At 71.1% G+C, this 13,611-nt stretch carries 12 protein-coding genes; 5 read left to right on the forward strand and 7 right to left on the reverse strand.

Going from position 1 to position 13,611, the window contains the following annotated elements; all coding sequences use genetic code 11:
* Nucleotides 1-91 precede the first annotated feature (91 nt).
* Both secG and KBX71_RS25855 read left to right on the forward strand, forming a co-directional pair.
* Complete coding sequence (gene secG / locus KBX71_RS25850) at nt 92-352, forward strand: preprotein translocase subunit SecG (RefSeq protein WP_124816438.1); 261 nt, start codon at nt 92-94, stop codon at nt 350-352.
* 140 nt (nt 353-492) lie between these two features.
* Nucleotides 493-834: an RNA polymerase-binding protein RbpA gene (locus tag KBX71_RS25855; protein WP_124816419.1), complete on the forward strand. Its 342-nt coding sequence runs from the start codon at nt 493-495 to the stop codon at nt 832-834.
* Nucleotides 835-851: 17 nt separating this feature from the next.
* Here KBX71_RS25855 and pgl read toward each other — a convergent pair whose 3' ends face one another.
* From pgl to tkt, 6 genes are all read right to left on the reverse strand, one after another.
* Nucleotides 852-1,622, reverse strand: a complete 771-nt coding sequence (gene pgl / locus KBX71_RS25860) for a 6-phosphogluconolactonase (RefSeq protein ID WP_210820434.1) — start codon at nt 1,620-1,622, stop codon at nt 852-854.
* A gap of 143 nt (nt 1,623-1,765) precedes the next feature.
* Nucleotides 1,766-2,782 carry a glucose-6-phosphate dehydrogenase assembly protein OpcA gene (locus tag KBX71_RS25865; protein WP_196925493.1) on the reverse strand — a complete coding sequence of 339 codons (1,017 nt, stop codon included), beginning with the start codon at nt 2,780-2,782 and terminating at the stop codon, nt 1,766-1,768.
* Nucleotides 2,779-4,332, reverse strand: a complete 1,554-nt coding sequence (gene zwf / locus KBX71_RS25870; RefSeq protein ID WP_210820435.1) for a glucose-6-phosphate dehydrogenase — start codon at nt 4,330-4,332, stop codon at nt 2,779-2,781. The genes KBX71_RS25865 and zwf overlap by 4 nt, the downstream gene beginning before the upstream one ends.
* Nucleotides 4,333-4,334: 2 nt before the next feature.
* Nucleotides 4,335-5,984, reverse strand: coding sequence for a glucose-6-phosphate isomerase (locus KBX71_RS25875; RefSeq protein WP_210820436.1), 1,650 nt, complete (start codon nt 5,982-5,984; stop codon nt 4,335-4,337).
* A 22-nt stretch (nt 5,985-6,006) separates the two neighbouring features.
* On the reverse strand, nt 6,007-7,182 hold the full coding sequence (gene tal, locus KBX71_RS25880) for a transaldolase (RefSeq protein WP_124816410.1): 1,176 nt from the start codon (nt 7,180-7,182) through the stop codon (nt 6,007-6,009).
* A 15-nt stretch (nt 7,183-7,197) separates the two neighbouring features.
* The gene (tkt, locus tag KBX71_RS25885; protein ID WP_210820437.1) at nt 7,198-9,336 is read right to left on the reverse strand and encodes a transketolase; all 2,139 of its coding nucleotides are present in this window, start codon (nt 9,334-9,336) and stop codon (nt 7,198-7,200) included.
* Between the two features lie 267 nt (nt 9,337-9,603).
* On the opposite strand from tkt, the gene KBX71_RS25890 reads away from it, so the two are divergent.
* The 3 genes from KBX71_RS25890 (at nt 9,604) to KBX71_RS25900 (ending at nt 12,178) form a co-directional block, all read left to right on the forward strand.
* Nucleotides 9,604-10,557 (forward strand): heme o synthase, encoded by a 954-nt coding sequence (locus tag KBX71_RS25890; protein ID WP_124816407.1) that lies wholly within the window; start codon nt 9,604-9,606, stop codon nt 10,555-10,557.
* Between the two features lie 350 nt (nt 10,558-10,907).
* On the forward strand, nt 10,908-11,243 hold the full coding sequence (locus KBX71_RS25895) for a hypothetical protein (RefSeq protein ID WP_124816405.1): 336 nt from the start codon (nt 10,908-10,910) through the stop codon (nt 11,241-11,243).
* 14 nt (nt 11,244-11,257) lie between these two features.
* Nucleotides 11,258-12,178 (forward strand): RimK family alpha-L-glutamate ligase, encoded by a 921-nt coding sequence (locus tag KBX71_RS25900; protein ID WP_210820438.1) that lies wholly within the window; start codon nt 11,258-11,260, stop codon nt 12,176-12,178.
* A gap of 411 nt (nt 12,179-12,589) precedes the next feature.
* On the opposite strand, the gene KBX71_RS25905 is transcribed toward KBX71_RS25900, so the two are convergent.
* Nucleotides 12,590-13,555 carry a heme A synthase gene (locus tag KBX71_RS25905; protein WP_210820439.1) on the reverse strand — a complete coding sequence of 322 codons (966 nt, stop codon included), beginning with the start codon at nt 13,553-13,555 and terminating at the stop codon, nt 12,590-12,592.
* Nucleotides 13,556-13,611 lie beyond the last annotated feature (56 nt).

Here is a 13,611-nt window from a genome sequence, read left to right on the forward strand (position 1 = left end):
CGGTATCCTTGACACCGCCCGTCCGCCGGTCGGTGCCGCCGTGCCCGATCAGACCGGGCGAGGATCGCTACGAGAGGAACTGACCCCAGCCATGCCGATCTGGTTCGCATACACGTTGATCGTGTTGCTGGTCATCACGAGCATTCTGCTCACCATGCTGATCCTGCTGCACCGCGGCAAGGGCGGCGGTCTGTCGAGCATGTTCGGCGGTGGCGTCAGCTCCAGCCTCGCCGGCTCCTCGGTCGCGGAGAAAAACCTGGACCGTTACACCGTTCTGGTGAGCGTCGTCTGGTTCGCCGCGATCGTCGGGCTCGGGCTCTGGCTGCGCCTCCAAATGAACAGCGGCGCCTGAGCAGGCTCAGTAAGTCGTACAATCTGCGCGCGGTTCGTCACTCGACGGGCCGCGCGCAGGCTTTTCTCCGCTGCACCGCGTCGCCCGCCGCTCCACCCCCGAAGACGGCGGGTCCCCTCCGACGACAGGAGCGAGCAGCCGTGCCGAGTGGCAACGTTATCCGGGGAGCCCGGGTCGGGTCCGCACCCATGCGCCCGGACGAGCGGCACCAACCCGCCCCCCGACAGGACGTCACCTACTGGTGCCGTAACGACCACCGGGTCGACATCCGGATCGCCGCGGACGTCGAGCCGCCACCCCTGTGGGACTGCCCCCGCTGCGGCCTGCCCGCCGGCCGGGACGCCGAGAACCCGCCGGGCCGGGTCCGCGCCGAACCGTACAAGAGCCACCTGGCGTACGTGAAGGAGCGGCGCACCGCCGAGGAGGGGGAGGCTCTGCTCGCCGAGGCACTCGCCGCACTACGCCGTCGACGCGGCGAGTAGCAGGCTCCTCCTCGCGCTCAGCGCAGGCTGCGCAGTCGGGCCGGTACGTCGGCTGCCGCCGCCCGGTCCAACAGCCAGCGGGTGCGGCCCACGCCGCGCACCCCGGCGGCCGGCAACTGCACCGGCCCGGCACCGGCCAACGCCATACCCACCGCGCGAGCCTTGTCGGCGCCGGCGGCCACCAGCCAGACCTCCTCGGCGGTGTTGATCGCCGGCAGGGTGAGGGTGGTCCGCGTCGGCGGCGGCTTGGGGCTGCCCCGCACCGCGCTGACCGGCCTGGTCTCGTAGCCGACCGGGTGCCCGGGGAAGACCGACGCCACGTGGCCGTCCTCGCCGACGCCCAGCATCAGCACGTCGAAGTGCGGCAGTGTGGCGTGTCCGGGCCGGGCGGCGCGTGCCAGTTCGTCCGCGTACGCGGCAGCCGCCGCCTCGGGGTCGTTACCGGCGGGGCCGTCCGAGGCTGGCATCGCGTGCACCCGGGCCGGGTCCAGCGGCACCGCGTCCAGGAGGGCGGCGCGGGCCTGGGTCTCGTTGCGGTCCGGATCACCGGCGGGAAGGAATCGTTCGTCGCCCCACCACACGTCGACCCGGGACCAGTCCACCGCGTCGCGGGCCGGCAGCGTCGCCACCGCCCGGTACACGGCCGCGGCGACCCGCCCTCCGGTGAGCACCACCGAAGCTTCGCCCCGATCGGCCTGGGCGTCGAGCAGCTTCACCAGCAACCGGGCTGCCACGGCCTGCGCCAACAGGTCGGCGTCGGCGTGGACGGCGACACTCGCCTCACTCATGGTTGCGCCTTCGTTTCCCGACCGCGAGGCGGTCGCTGTCGTGCCCGGGGCGGTGTGCCCGAGGTGGTGGGGCGGAAACCCCGAAGATTGCGGGGCAGGGCCGGTGTGTACCGGCCCTGCCCGACGTCCTGCCCCGGCTGGGCTCAGCCCTCGCCGCTCGTGCCAGTGTGCGCGGTGACCCCGGCCTCGGCGCGCTGCGCGGTGGCCGGATCCTTCCAGACGTGGACTCGCTGCGGAGGGCGCTGGTCCAGCCCTCGCAGCCCCGCCGTCGCACCCAACGCCTCCGCGTACACCTGGTCGGCGTCCAGACGCCGCAGCTCCTCGGCCAGTTCGTCGCCGAGCGGGCGACGGACCAGCGGCAGGGCCCGGTCGTCCTGGCCGGTCCGCCGGAACACGGCCATGCTGTCCTCGCGGGTCAGCGTCAGCTGGTCGCCGTTGGCGCAGCTGAGCTGCACCTCCCGCATCCGAGGGAATTCGTTGCTGTCCACCCGGCGTGGGGTGATGCCGAGCCGGCTGGACAGCCAACCCGCCATCAGCGCCGCCGTCGGGTCGGTCGGCGGCGCGACGATTGTCGCCTCGGTGACCCGGTCGCTCGTGGTGTCGAACGCCCCGGCGACCAGGGTGCGCCACGGGGTGATCCGGGTCCACGCCAGGTCGGTGTCGCCCGGGGCGTAGTCCCGGGCACGCTGCCGCAGCGCCTCCACCGGGTCGGCGGCCTGCGCGGAGTCGGTGATCCTCCGGTCGGCCACCACTCCGAGGAAGTCGGTGGCGATCTCCGCCGGCGGTTCGCCGTGCCACCAGGTGACCACCGGCACGTCGGGAACGAGCAGCGGCATCACCACCGACTCGGCGTGCAGGGACAGCCGGCCGTACATCCGGGTGACGACCGCCTCGCACGGGCCGAGCCGCCCACCGACGACGATCTCCGCGTCCAGGCGGTTGCGGTCCCGTTCGATCTCCGAGCGCACCACCACCACGAGCCGGCACGGGTGGGCGGCCGCCGCGATCGTCGCCGCCGCCTCCGCCTCCCGGACCCGCTTCTCGTCCACGACCACGATGAGGGTGAGCGCCATGCCGCTGGCGACTCCGCCGGCGCTGCGCCGCTCGGCGGCGAGCGCCTTGACCACCTCGTTGCCGGTGGTGTCCCACAGCCCGATCATGCTCGTCTCCAGGCGCGGCCCTCGCGGGCCAGCATCTCGTCGGAGGCCCGTGGGCCCCACTCCCCGGCCCGGTACGGCTCCGGGGTGGTGCCCTCCCAGGCGTGCTCCAGGGGATCGATCACCTGCCAGCTCTGCTCGACCTCGGCCGCGTCCGGGAACAGGGTGCGATCGCCGATCAGCACGTCCAGGACCAGACGTTCGTACGCCTCGGGGCTGGACTCGGTGAACGCCTCGCCGTACTGGAAGTCCATCGCGATGTCGCGGACCTCCATGGTCGTGCCCGGCACCTTCGAGCCGAACTTGAGCACCACACCCTCGTCCGGCTGCACCCGGATGACCAGCTGGTTGTTGCCCAGCGACTCCATGTCGGCGTCGTTGAACGGCAGGTGCGGCGCCTTCTTGAACATGATGGCGACCTCGGTGACCCGCCGGGGCAGCCGCTTGCCGGCCCGGATGTAGAACGGCACCTCCGCCCAGCGGCGGTTCTGAATGCCCAGCCGCACCGCCACGTACGTCTCCGTGGTGGAGTCGGTGGGGACGTCCCGCTCATCCAGGTAACCGACAGCGCGTTCGCCGCCGACCCAACCGGGCAGGTACTGGCCGCGGACAGTGTCCCGGGTGACGTCCTTGGGCAGGGTGATGGCCTTGAGCACCTTCAGCTTCTCGGTCCGGATCTCGTCGGCGTCGAAGCTTGTCGGCTCCTCCATCGCCACCAGGGCGAGAAGTTGCAGGAGGTGGTTCTGCAACACGTCGCGGGCGGTGCCGACGGTGTCGTAGAAGCCGGCGCGGGTGCCGATGCCGACGTCCTCCGCCATGGTGATCTGCACCGAGTCGACGTACTTGGAGTTCCACAGCGGCTCGAACAGGTTGTTGGCGAACCGCAGGGCGAGGATGTTCTGAACCGTCTCCTTGCCCAGGTAGTGGTCGATCCGGAAGACGTCCTGCCGGGTGAACACGTCGTCGACGAGGTCGTTGAGCGCCTTCGCCGACGGCAGGTCGTTGCCGAACGGCTTCTCCACCACGACCCGGCGCCAACCGCCGGACTTGTCGTTGTCGGCCATCCCGGTGCGGGCCAACTGCTTGAGCACGACCGGGAACGCCGCCGGCGGGATGGAGAAGTAGAACGCCGCGTTGCCGGTGATGCCGTGGGTCTGGCGCAGATCGTCAAGCGTCGAGGCGAGTTGGTCGAAGGCGGCGTCGTCGTCGAACGACCCACCGACGAACTTGATGTTGCCGGCCAGCCGCGCCCACACCTCGTCCCGCCACGGGGTGCGGGCGTGCTTGCGAGCAGCCTCGCAGGCCAACGTCTCGAAGTCGCCGTCACCCCAGTCGCGGCGCGCGAAGCCGAGCACCACGAAGCCCGGCGGCAACAGCCCCCGGTTGGCCAGGTCGTAGACCGCGGGGAGCAGCTTCTTGCGGGCCAGGTCCCCGGTCACCCCGAAGATCACCAGAGCGCAGGGCTCGGGGATCCGGGGCAACCGGCGGTCCTGCGGGTCGCGCAGCGGGTTCACCGAACCGCCTCCTCGCTCCGCCTCACTCACGTCGTCCATCCTCACGCCCGCAGATCACCTGCCGCGTCCAGTAGTTGGGCGACACCGGCGGCCCGGTCGGTCAGGTGCAGGCGCAGCACCGGCCGCTCCCGACCGGCGAGGGCCTGCCGGTCCCCGGCGGCCTGCGCCGCCTGCAGCTCACCGAAGGTGTACGGCTTGCCCGGCACCGCCAGGTCCTCGGCGACCGCACCGGTCACCTGGAGGTAGCTGCCCACCTGCGGACCGCCCTTGTGGTACTGGCCGGTCGAGTGCAGGAACCGCGGACCCCAGCCGAAGGTGACCGGCCGCCCGCCCGCCTGGGCCAGCAGCGGCCGCAGTCGGGCCGCGTCGGCGTCGGCGAACCGATCGAGGTACGCCATCGCCGCGAGGTAACCGTCGTCGCCCAGCCCGTCAAGCAGCCAGCGCAGCACGCCGGCGAGGTCCCCGGGGGCGCCCTGCGGGGCGTACACCTCGATCGCGCCCTCGGTGAACGACGGCGTCTCCGCCGGCAGGCCCGAGGCCAGGATCTTGTTGGTGTTCTCCTTGGACTCGGTGACGTTCGGCTGGTTGAACGGGTCGATGCCGAGCACCACGCCGGCCACCGCGGTGGCGTACTCCCAGGCCAGGAACTGCGCGCCCAGCGGGCCGTTGACGGCCACGTCCGGGGCGGCGCCGCCGCCCGGCACGTCACCCGGGGCCAGCGCGCCGCCGTAGCTGACGGTCAGCACGTCCGCGCCGGTGGCGCCGGGGCTCTGCGGAGACTCCACGACCACCGGGAGGATGCCCACCCCGGCCTTGCCTGTCGACTCGGCGATCAGCTGCTCGGCCCAGTCGCCGAGCCCGTCGATGCCGGTGCCGTCGGAGACCAGGGCGACCTTGTCCCGGGCCAGCGTGGCCGCGGCGCCCAGGGCGGCGCCCAACGCCAGCGCCGGGTTGTTCTGGTCCGCGCCGAGCGACGTGGCCAGCGCGTCAGCCTGGTCGAGCAGCTCCGCGACCTCGACCCCGGCCAGCGCCGACGGCACCAGACCGAAGGCGGTCAGCGCCGAGTACCGGCCGCCGACGTTCGGGTCGGCCAGCACGGTGAACGCGCCCATCTCGGCCGCTGTGGTCTCCAGCGGCGAACCCGGGTCGGTGACGATGACGAAGTGCCGGCCGGCCTCCGCCTCGGTCATCCCGGCGTCCAGGAACGCCTGCCAGTAGGCGCGCCGGTGGCTGTCGGTCTCCACCGTCGAGCCGGACTTGCTGGCCACCACCACGACGGTGCGCTCCAGCCGGTCAGCGAGCGCCGCCCGGACCTGGCCCGGGTCGGTGGTGTCCAGCACGGTCAGCGGGCGACCCAACGTCTGGGTGATCACCTCGGGCGCGAGCGACGAGCCGCCCATGCCGGCGAGCACCACATGATCCAGGTCGGCCAGCTCCGCGGTCAGCTCGGCCAACTGCACGAGCAGTTCGCGGCTGCGCCGGTGGGTGTCCACCCAACCCAGCCGGATCTTCGCCTCGGCCTCGGCGTCCGGACCCCACAGGCTCGCGTCCTTGCCCGCCAGCTTGCCCGGGACGCCGGCCTTCACCAGCGCGTCCCGGGTCGAGGCGGGCGCGGCCTTGTCGACCGCGTCCGCGCCGTACACCGCGAGCCCGGCGGCTGCCTCCACCGGCCCTGCAAGAAGGTCGCTCATGCCGTCACTCCGCTTCGCTCGCTCATGCGCCACCGGTCTTCTCGGCGGCCTTGGCGTTGCCCTTGGCCGCCTTGTTCGGAGCGCCAGTGCCCTTCGCCGCCGCCTCCAGCGACTTGCGGACCCCGTCGAGCAGCTCCTGCCAGCTGGCCTCGAACTTTTCCACACCCTCGCGCTCCAGGGTGTCGATCACGTCGTCCATGTCCACCCCGACCGACTTCAGGTCGGCGAAGACCTTCCGGGCCGCGTCGTAGGCGCCGGTGATGGTGTCGCCGCGGGTCTCGCCATGATCGGCGTACGCGTGGATGACCGACTCCGGCATCGTGTTGACCGTGCCGGGGGCGATCAGCTCCTCGACGTAGATGACGTCCCGGTAATCCGGGTTCTTCGTCGAGGTGGACGCCCAGAGCGGCCGCTGCGGGTGCGCGCCGGCGCCGGCCAGCGCCTTCCAACGGTCGGAGGAGAACACCTCGGAGTAGCGCTCGTACGCCAGCTGCGCGTTGGCGATGGCGGCCTTGCCCTTCAGCGCCTTCGCCTGGTCGGAACCGACCTTCTCGAGCCTTTTGTCGACTTCGCTGTCTACGCGGGAGACGAAGAACGATGCGACCGAGCCGATCTTGGACAGGTCGTGGCCGTTCGCCTTGGCCTGCTCCAGACCGGCGAGGAACGCCTCCATGACCGCCGAGTAGCGGTCCAGACCGAAGATCAGCGTGACGTTGACGCTGATCCCCTCGGCCAGGGTGGCGGTGATCGCCGGGAGGCCGGCCTCGGTGGCCGGGATCTTGATGTAGAGGTTGGGGCGGTCCACCAGCCACCACAGCGCCTTGGCCTCGGCCACGGTCTTGTCGCTGTCGTGCGCCAGCCGGGGGTCCACCTCGATGGAGACCCGACCGTCCACGCCGTCACTGCCGTCGTACGACGGGCGCATCACATCGCAGGCCCACCGCACGTCGTACGTGGTGAGCATGCGCACCGACTCCTCGACCTCGACGCCACGGGTGGCGAGGTCGTGCAGCTGCCAGTTGTACTCGTCGGCGTCGCTCAGCGCCTTGGCGAAGATCGTCGGGTTGGTGGTGACACCGGCCACGTGCTTCTCGCGGCGCAGCTGGTCCAGCCCGCCGGAGCTCAAACGCACCCGGGAAAGATCATCGAGCCAGACCGCCACGCCCGCGGCGGTGAGCTCATTCAGCTTGTCCGTCATGCCGTCCACGCTCCCTCAGTTGCCGGTCGTGAAACCGGTGATGTCGCCCACCCGGGCCAGCGAGGCGTGTGCCGCCGCCACGATCCGGTCGGGGGTGAACCCGAACTGCTCGAAGAGCACGGTGTGCGGGGCGCTCGCTCCGTAGTGCTCCAGGCTCACGCTCTCGCCGAGGTCACCGACGACACCGCGCCAGGACATCGCGATGCCCGCTTCCACGCTCACCCGTGCCTTTACCCCGCGCGGGAGCACCGACTCCCGGTACGCCTCATCCTGCTCGTAGAACCACTCCTGGCATGGCATCGAGACGACCCGGGTTGGGGTGCCGTCGGCCTCCAGCCGCTCCCGGGCGGTCAGGCAGAGCTGCACCTCGGAACCGGTGCCAACGATGATCACCTGAGGCTTGCCGTTGGACGCCTCGGCCAGCACGTAGCCGCCCTTGGCCACGCCCTCCGCGCTGCCGAGGACGTCGCGGTCCATGGTCGGCAGCGGCTGACGGCTCAACGCCAGCGCGGTGGGCCGGTCGGTGTGCTCCAGCGCCTGCCGCCAGGCCCAGGCGGTCTCGTTGGCGTCCGCCGGCCGGACCACGTCCAGGCCCGGGATGGCGCGCAGCGCGGTCAGGTGCTCCACCGGCTGGTGGGTCGGGCCGTCCTCGCCGAGGCCGATCGAGTCGTGCGTCCAGACGTAGGTCACCGGCAGCTTCATCAACGCGGCCAGCCGCACCGACGGACGCATGTAGTCGCTGAAGACCAGGAACGTGCCGCCGTACGGGCGGGTGCCACCGTGCAGGGCGATGCCGTTGAGGATCGCGCCCATGGCGTGCTCACGGATGCCGAAGTGCAGCGTGCGGCCGTACTCGTGACCGGGGAAGTCCTTGGTGGCGTGCGTGGCCGGGATGAACGACGGCTCGCCCTTCATCGTGGTGTTGTTGCTCTCGGCCAGGTCGGCCGAGCCGCCCCACAGCTCCGGGAGCACCGGCGCGAGCGCCTCCAGGACCTTGCCGGAGGCGGCCCGGGTGGCCACACCCTTGGCGTCCGCGGGGAAGACCGGCAACGCGTCGGTCCAGCCGTCGGGGAGTACGCGGCCGGCCAGCCGCTCGTAGAGCGCGGTGCGCTCCGGGTTGGCCTTCTTCCAGGCGTCGAACGCGGTGGTCCACTTCTGCTCTGCGTCGGAGCCGCGGCCCATGACCGTGCGGGCGTGGCCGAGCACCTCCTCGTCGACCTGGAAGGTCTGCTCCGGGTCGAAGTCGAGGATCCGCTTGGTGGCCTTCACCTCGTCGGCGCCGAGCGCCGAGCCGTGGATCTTGCCGGTGTTCTGCTTGTTGGGCGCGGGCCAGCCGATGATGGTGCGCAGCGCGATGAAGGAGGGGCGGGCGGTCTCCGCCCTGGCGGCCACCAGCGCCGCGTACAGCGCCTCGGCGTCCTCGTGGTAGTCGCCCTGGTCGGCGTCGCCGCTGCGCCAGTCGACGGTCTGCACGTGCCAGCCGTACGCCTCGTAGCGGGCGGCCACGTCCTCGCTCTTGGCGATCCGGGTGTCGTCCTCGATGGAGATCTCGTTGTCGTCGTAGATCACCGTGAGGTTGCCCAGCTGCTGGTGGCCGGCGAGGGCGCTGGCCTCGTGGCTGATGCCCTCCTCGATGTCACCGTCGGAGACGATGCACCAGATGTTGTGGTCGAAGACGGAGGCGCCGAGCTCGGCCTCGGGGTCGAACAGGCCGCGCTCGCGGCGGGCCGCCATGGCCATGCCGACCGCGTTGCCCAGACCCTGCCCGAGCGGGCCGGTGGTGGTCTCCACGCCCGGCGTGTGCCCGTGCTCGGGGTGCCCAGGCGTCTGCGAGCCCCACTGCCGCAGCGACTTCAGGTCGTCCAGGCTCAACGGGTAACCGGAGAGGAACAGCTGGATGTATAGCGTCAGGCTGGAGTGCCCGGCGGAGAGGACGAACCGGTCGCGTCCCGGCCAGTTCGGGTCGGCCGGGTTGTGCCGCATGACGCGGTTGAAGAGGAGGTACGCCGCGGGCGCGAGGCTCATCGCGGTGCCCGGGTGGCCGTTGCCGGATTTCTCAACGGCGTCCATGGCCAGCACGCGGACGGTGTCTACGGCCCGGCGATCGAGGTCGGACCAGTTCAGTGCGGAGTGCTCGGGTCGTTTAACAGCCACGATGGTTGTGCTCCTCGGCAGATGGGCGGAACCCTCACTGATGACCTTATCGAGCGTCCCTAAACGTGCGCCCGGGGATCTGTGCATGGTGTGCGCTACGTGACCATCCGGATGCTCGGTTCAACCCGGTGGTGTGACGGCCCGCACCGTTGTCGGGTCGGCCGGGCAGCCAAAACGACGACGCGTAGTGTGTGGGTCGGTATGCGGACCCGTTGTGGTCCCGACCAATCCGATCTCCCCGTGCCCGATGCCGGAAGGTGGCAATCCGTGAGCATGATCACCGAGCGCCCCGCGAGCAACCCGGCCGGGCAACACCCGGCGCGGGCGGCCGAGGGCCCGGTGGCCCGGCGGGACGTACGCGCGGTCCTCTCGTCGTACGTGGCGCTCACCAAGCCGCGGATCGTCGAGTTGCTGCTGGTCACCACCATCCCGGCGATGATGCTCGCCGAGGGCGGGCTTCCGTCGCTGTGGCTGATGGCCGTCGTGCTGATCGGCGGTTCGCTCGCCGCCGGCGCGGCCAGCGTGCTCAACTGCTACATCGACCGTGACATCGACCAGTTGATGCGGCGTACCAAGCGCCGGCCGCTGCCGGCGCACACCGTGTCGCCGCGAAGCGCGCTGATCTTCGGTCTGGTGCTGGCGGCGGTGTCGATCGTCCTGCTGGCGGCGTTCACCAATCTGCTGGCCGCCGGGCTGACCCTCGCCGCGATCGTCTACTACGACCTCGTCTACACCCTGTGGCTCAAGCGCTCCACCCCGGCGAACACCTTCTGGGGTGGCGCCTGCGGTGCGGCACCGGTGCTGATCGGGTGGGCGGCGGTGACCGGCTCGCTGTCGCCGGCCGCCTGGGGGCTCTTCGCGGTGGTCTTCTTCTGGCAGATGCCGCACTTCTACCCCCTCGCGATGAAGTACAAGGACGACTACGCCCGGGCCGGCATCCCGATGCTGCCGGTGGTGGCCTCGGTCCGCCGGGTGAACGCCGAGATCCTGATCTTCGCGTGGCTCACCGTGCTCACCTCCCTGGCCGTCTGGCCGCTGGGGCTCAGCGCGATCTACGGGGTGCCGACCCTGGTGGTGGGCGCCATCTTCCTGGTCGAGGCTCACCGGCTCTGCCGGCGCGCGACGCGCGGCGAGGCGGTCAAGCCGATGCGGCTGTTCCACTGGTCGACGACGTACCTGACGATCGTCTTCGTGGCCGTCGCGCTCGACGCGCTGATCTGACCCGTCCCGCACGCCCCGGCTCTGCCCGTCGGCTCTGCCCGTCGGCTCTGCCCGTCGGCTCTGCCCGTCGGCTCTGCCCGTCGGCGAACGGTAGCCGTGATCTAGTGACTAATCATGGACGTGGATGAGTTGTCCGGGTTTAACGTCACATCAGAGTAACTTTCGGCATGAGTCGGATCGGCTCAACTCGGGGCGGTTCGGAGGCGATTTGTCAGCGTGGTTTGACGGTAAAAGTCAGTAAATAAGCGGACAGCAAACCTGTGGTCATCCTTAAACCTGTAGGTAATTGGCATCACAAAAGGTTCATGGTTCTCGCCCGACCGGGTGCGACTCTGCTTAGGCTTCGCGTCATGGCAGATGGTTCCGATACGACGCTGACGGCCGAGCAGACCGCCGGCGAGCAGGCGCCCCACGGCCTGGTCGCGGGCCTCAAGGCGTTCGCCGCCGGACACGGCGGCGCGAAGGCGGTCATCGAGTACGTCGGCAAGCGTGGCGCGCGGATCGTCCTCGTGGGTTCCGACGGTGAGTGGGGCGACCAGTTCGCCGACGACACCGTCACCGCCCGGGAGGCGTGCGCCAAGGCGGGAGTCACCGTCGAGAACGCCTGGGAGCGCGAGCTGATGGACCAGATGCGTCCGAGCAACGACCTCTGGCGGTCGATGGCCCGCCGCACGATGTCCCGCTGAAACAGACAGCTGAATTGACCACATATCACCAGTCGACCCGGGGGGAACCCCGGGTCGCTCTCGTTACCTGCGCCGACCTGGCCGACCTCGACCCGGACGACCGGCTGGTCCTCGCCCCGCTCGCGGCCCGTGGCGTCGCCGTCCAGGCCGTCATCTGGGACGACCCCGACGTCGACTGGTCGTCCTACGACCTGGTCGTGCTCCGCTCACCCTGGGACTACGCGCTACGCCGCGACGAGTTCGTGTCCTGGGCGGCCACCGTGCCGACGCTGGTCAACCCGGCCGACGTGGTCCGCTGGAACACCGACAAGCGCTACCTCGCCGAGCTGAGCGCCGCCGGGGTGCCAACCGTGCCAACGTCGTGGATCGGGCCGGGGGAGAGCTGGCAACTGCCCGCCGAGACCGGCGAGTACGTGCTCAAGCCCGCGATCAGCGCCGGCAGCCAGGACACCGGCCGGTACGACCTGGCCGACCCGGAACACCGGGACCTGGCCGCCGCACACGTTCGCCGGCTCTCCGAGGCCGGCCGGGTGACCATGGTCCAGCCGTACCTGCGTGCCGTCGACACCGAGGGCGAGACGGCACTGCTCTTCCTGGCCGGCCCGGATGGGCTCACGTTCAGCCACGCGATCCGCAAGGGTCCGATGCTGGCCGGGCCGGACCTCGGCCCGGACGGGCTCTACAAGGCTGAAGAGATCACCGCGCGCACCGTCCGCCCCGAACAGCTGGCGGTGGCCGAGCGGACCCTCGCGGCGATACCTGGTGGCACCCGACAGCTGCTCTACGCCCGGGTCGACCTGATCCCCGGCCCGGACGGCGAGCCGGTTCTGGTCGAGCTGGAGCTGACCGAGCCGTCGCTCTTCATCGGGTACGTGGACGAAGCCCCTGACCGCCTCGCCACCGCGATCACCACCCGCCTGACCCGCCGCGCCTGACCCGCCGCCTGACCTCCCGCACCGCGTGGTGCCTGCGGTGCCCGTGCTCTCCGCCGCAAGATCGCGCAGCATCCTGGTTGTAGTGGTGTCGGTGCGTCGGTGATGCCACTACATCCTGGTTCGAGCGTGACCTTGGCGGCCGTGGGCACCCCAAACCCCGCTCCGGGTCCGTCCGGGGCGGGGTTCGTCGTCAAGATCCGCGCAGTTTCGGGGATGTTGCTGTCTCTCGGCGTGTCGGAGGCAGCAACATCGGGGTAGTTGCGGAGATCTTGGCGCGGGGCGCGGGGCGCGGGGCGCGGGGCGCGGGGCGCGGGGCGCGGGGCTCGGGCGGCGGGGGGACTAGGCGGCGGGCGGTCGTCAGGTGGCCAGGGTGCGTCAGGTGGGGAGGGTGCGTCGGGCGGGCAGGGTGCGTCAGGCGGTGACTGGTACCGGGGTGGCGGTGTCGGCCGGGGCGGCCTGAGGGGTCGGCGCGACGGGGTGGCGTTCCCGGGTGGACCACTGCACCGCCAGGGCGGCCAGCAGCACCAGGCAGGAGCCGAGCATGTGCGCGCCGACCAGGATCGCCGGCACGTGGGTGAAGTACTGCACGAAGCCGATCACGCCCTGACTCAACTCCACGGCGAGCAGGATGATCGCGGCGCGGGTGGCCCGCTGCGCACCGACGGCGCGGAACGCGAAGATCAGCGCCACCGAGAGGCCGATCAGCAGAAAGACCCCGTCGGCGTGCACCTGCGAGATCGTCTCCGGGTCGAGCCCGTTGCGGGCGGCGCCGTGGTCGCCGGCGTGCGGGCCGCTGCCGGTGACCCAGGTGCCGATGGCCAGCACCGCGACGGTGACGCCTGTGGTGATCCGGGCCAGCGTGCGCAGAGGTGCGGGCACCACGGCCACTGTCGGGCCGTCGGGGTCGCCGATGCGCCGCCAGAGGGCGTACGCGGCGGCGATCACCGCCATCGAGGCGAGGAAGTGCAGGCCGACCACCCACGGGTTGAGGTTGGTGAGCACTGTGATGCCCCCGACCACCGCCTGGGCGGGGATGCCCAGGAACACCGCGACCGCGAGGGGCAGCAGCCCGGGTCGGCGCGGCCGGTGCAGCAGTACGGCCAGCAGGGTGGCCAGCGCGATCAGGCCCACCGCGAAGGTCAGCATCCGGTTGCTGAACTCGATCACCCCGTACACACCCATCTCGGGGGTGGTGACGTACGAGTCGTCGGTGCACCGGGGCCAGGTGGGGCAGCCGAGGCCCGAGGCGGTCAACCGGACGGCCCCGCCGGTGACGACGATCGCCACGTTCGAGATGATCGAGGCGAGCGCGAGACGGCGCAGCAGGTTGCCGGAGACCGGACGGGCGATTCGGTTCACGGCGCAAATCCTACGCACTGTAGTGATCGAGGTTCGTCCGACTCCGCCGGCTCGGTGGCTCGGATCACCGGGGC

Origin of the sequence: Micromonospora sp. D93 (assembly GCF_018070365.1) — a bacterium.
GTDB lineage: Bacteria > Actinomycetota > Actinomycetes > Mycobacteriales > Micromonosporaceae > Micromonospora > Micromonospora ureilytica.

Coding starts and splice junctions, on each gene's coding strand:
- secG (WP_124816438.1), top strand. CDS start 92: ATGCCGATCTGGTTCGCATACACGTTGATCGTGTTGCTGGTCATCACG.
- pgl (WP_210820434.1), bottom strand. CDS start 1,622: ATGAGTGAGGCGAGTGTCGCCGTCCACGCCGACGCCGACCTGTTGGCG.
- KBX71_RS25865 (WP_196925493.1), bottom strand. CDS start 2,782: ATGATCGGGCTGTGGGACACCACCGGCAACGAGGTGGTCAAGGCGCTC.
- zwf (WP_210820435.1), bottom strand. CDS start 4,332: ATGGACGACGTGAGTGAGGCGGAGCGAGGAGGCGGTTCGGTGAACCCG.
- KBX71_RS25875 (WP_210820436.1), bottom strand. CDS start 5,984: ATGAGCGACCTTCTTGCAGGGCCGGTGGAGGCAGCCGCCGGGCTCGCG.
- tal (WP_124816410.1), bottom strand. CDS start 7,182: ATGACGGACAAGCTGAATGAGCTCACCGCCGCGGGCGTGGCGGTCTGG.
- KBX71_RS25895 (WP_124816405.1), top strand. CDS start 10,908: ATGGCAGATGGTTCCGATACGACGCTGACGGCCGAGCAGACCGCCGGC.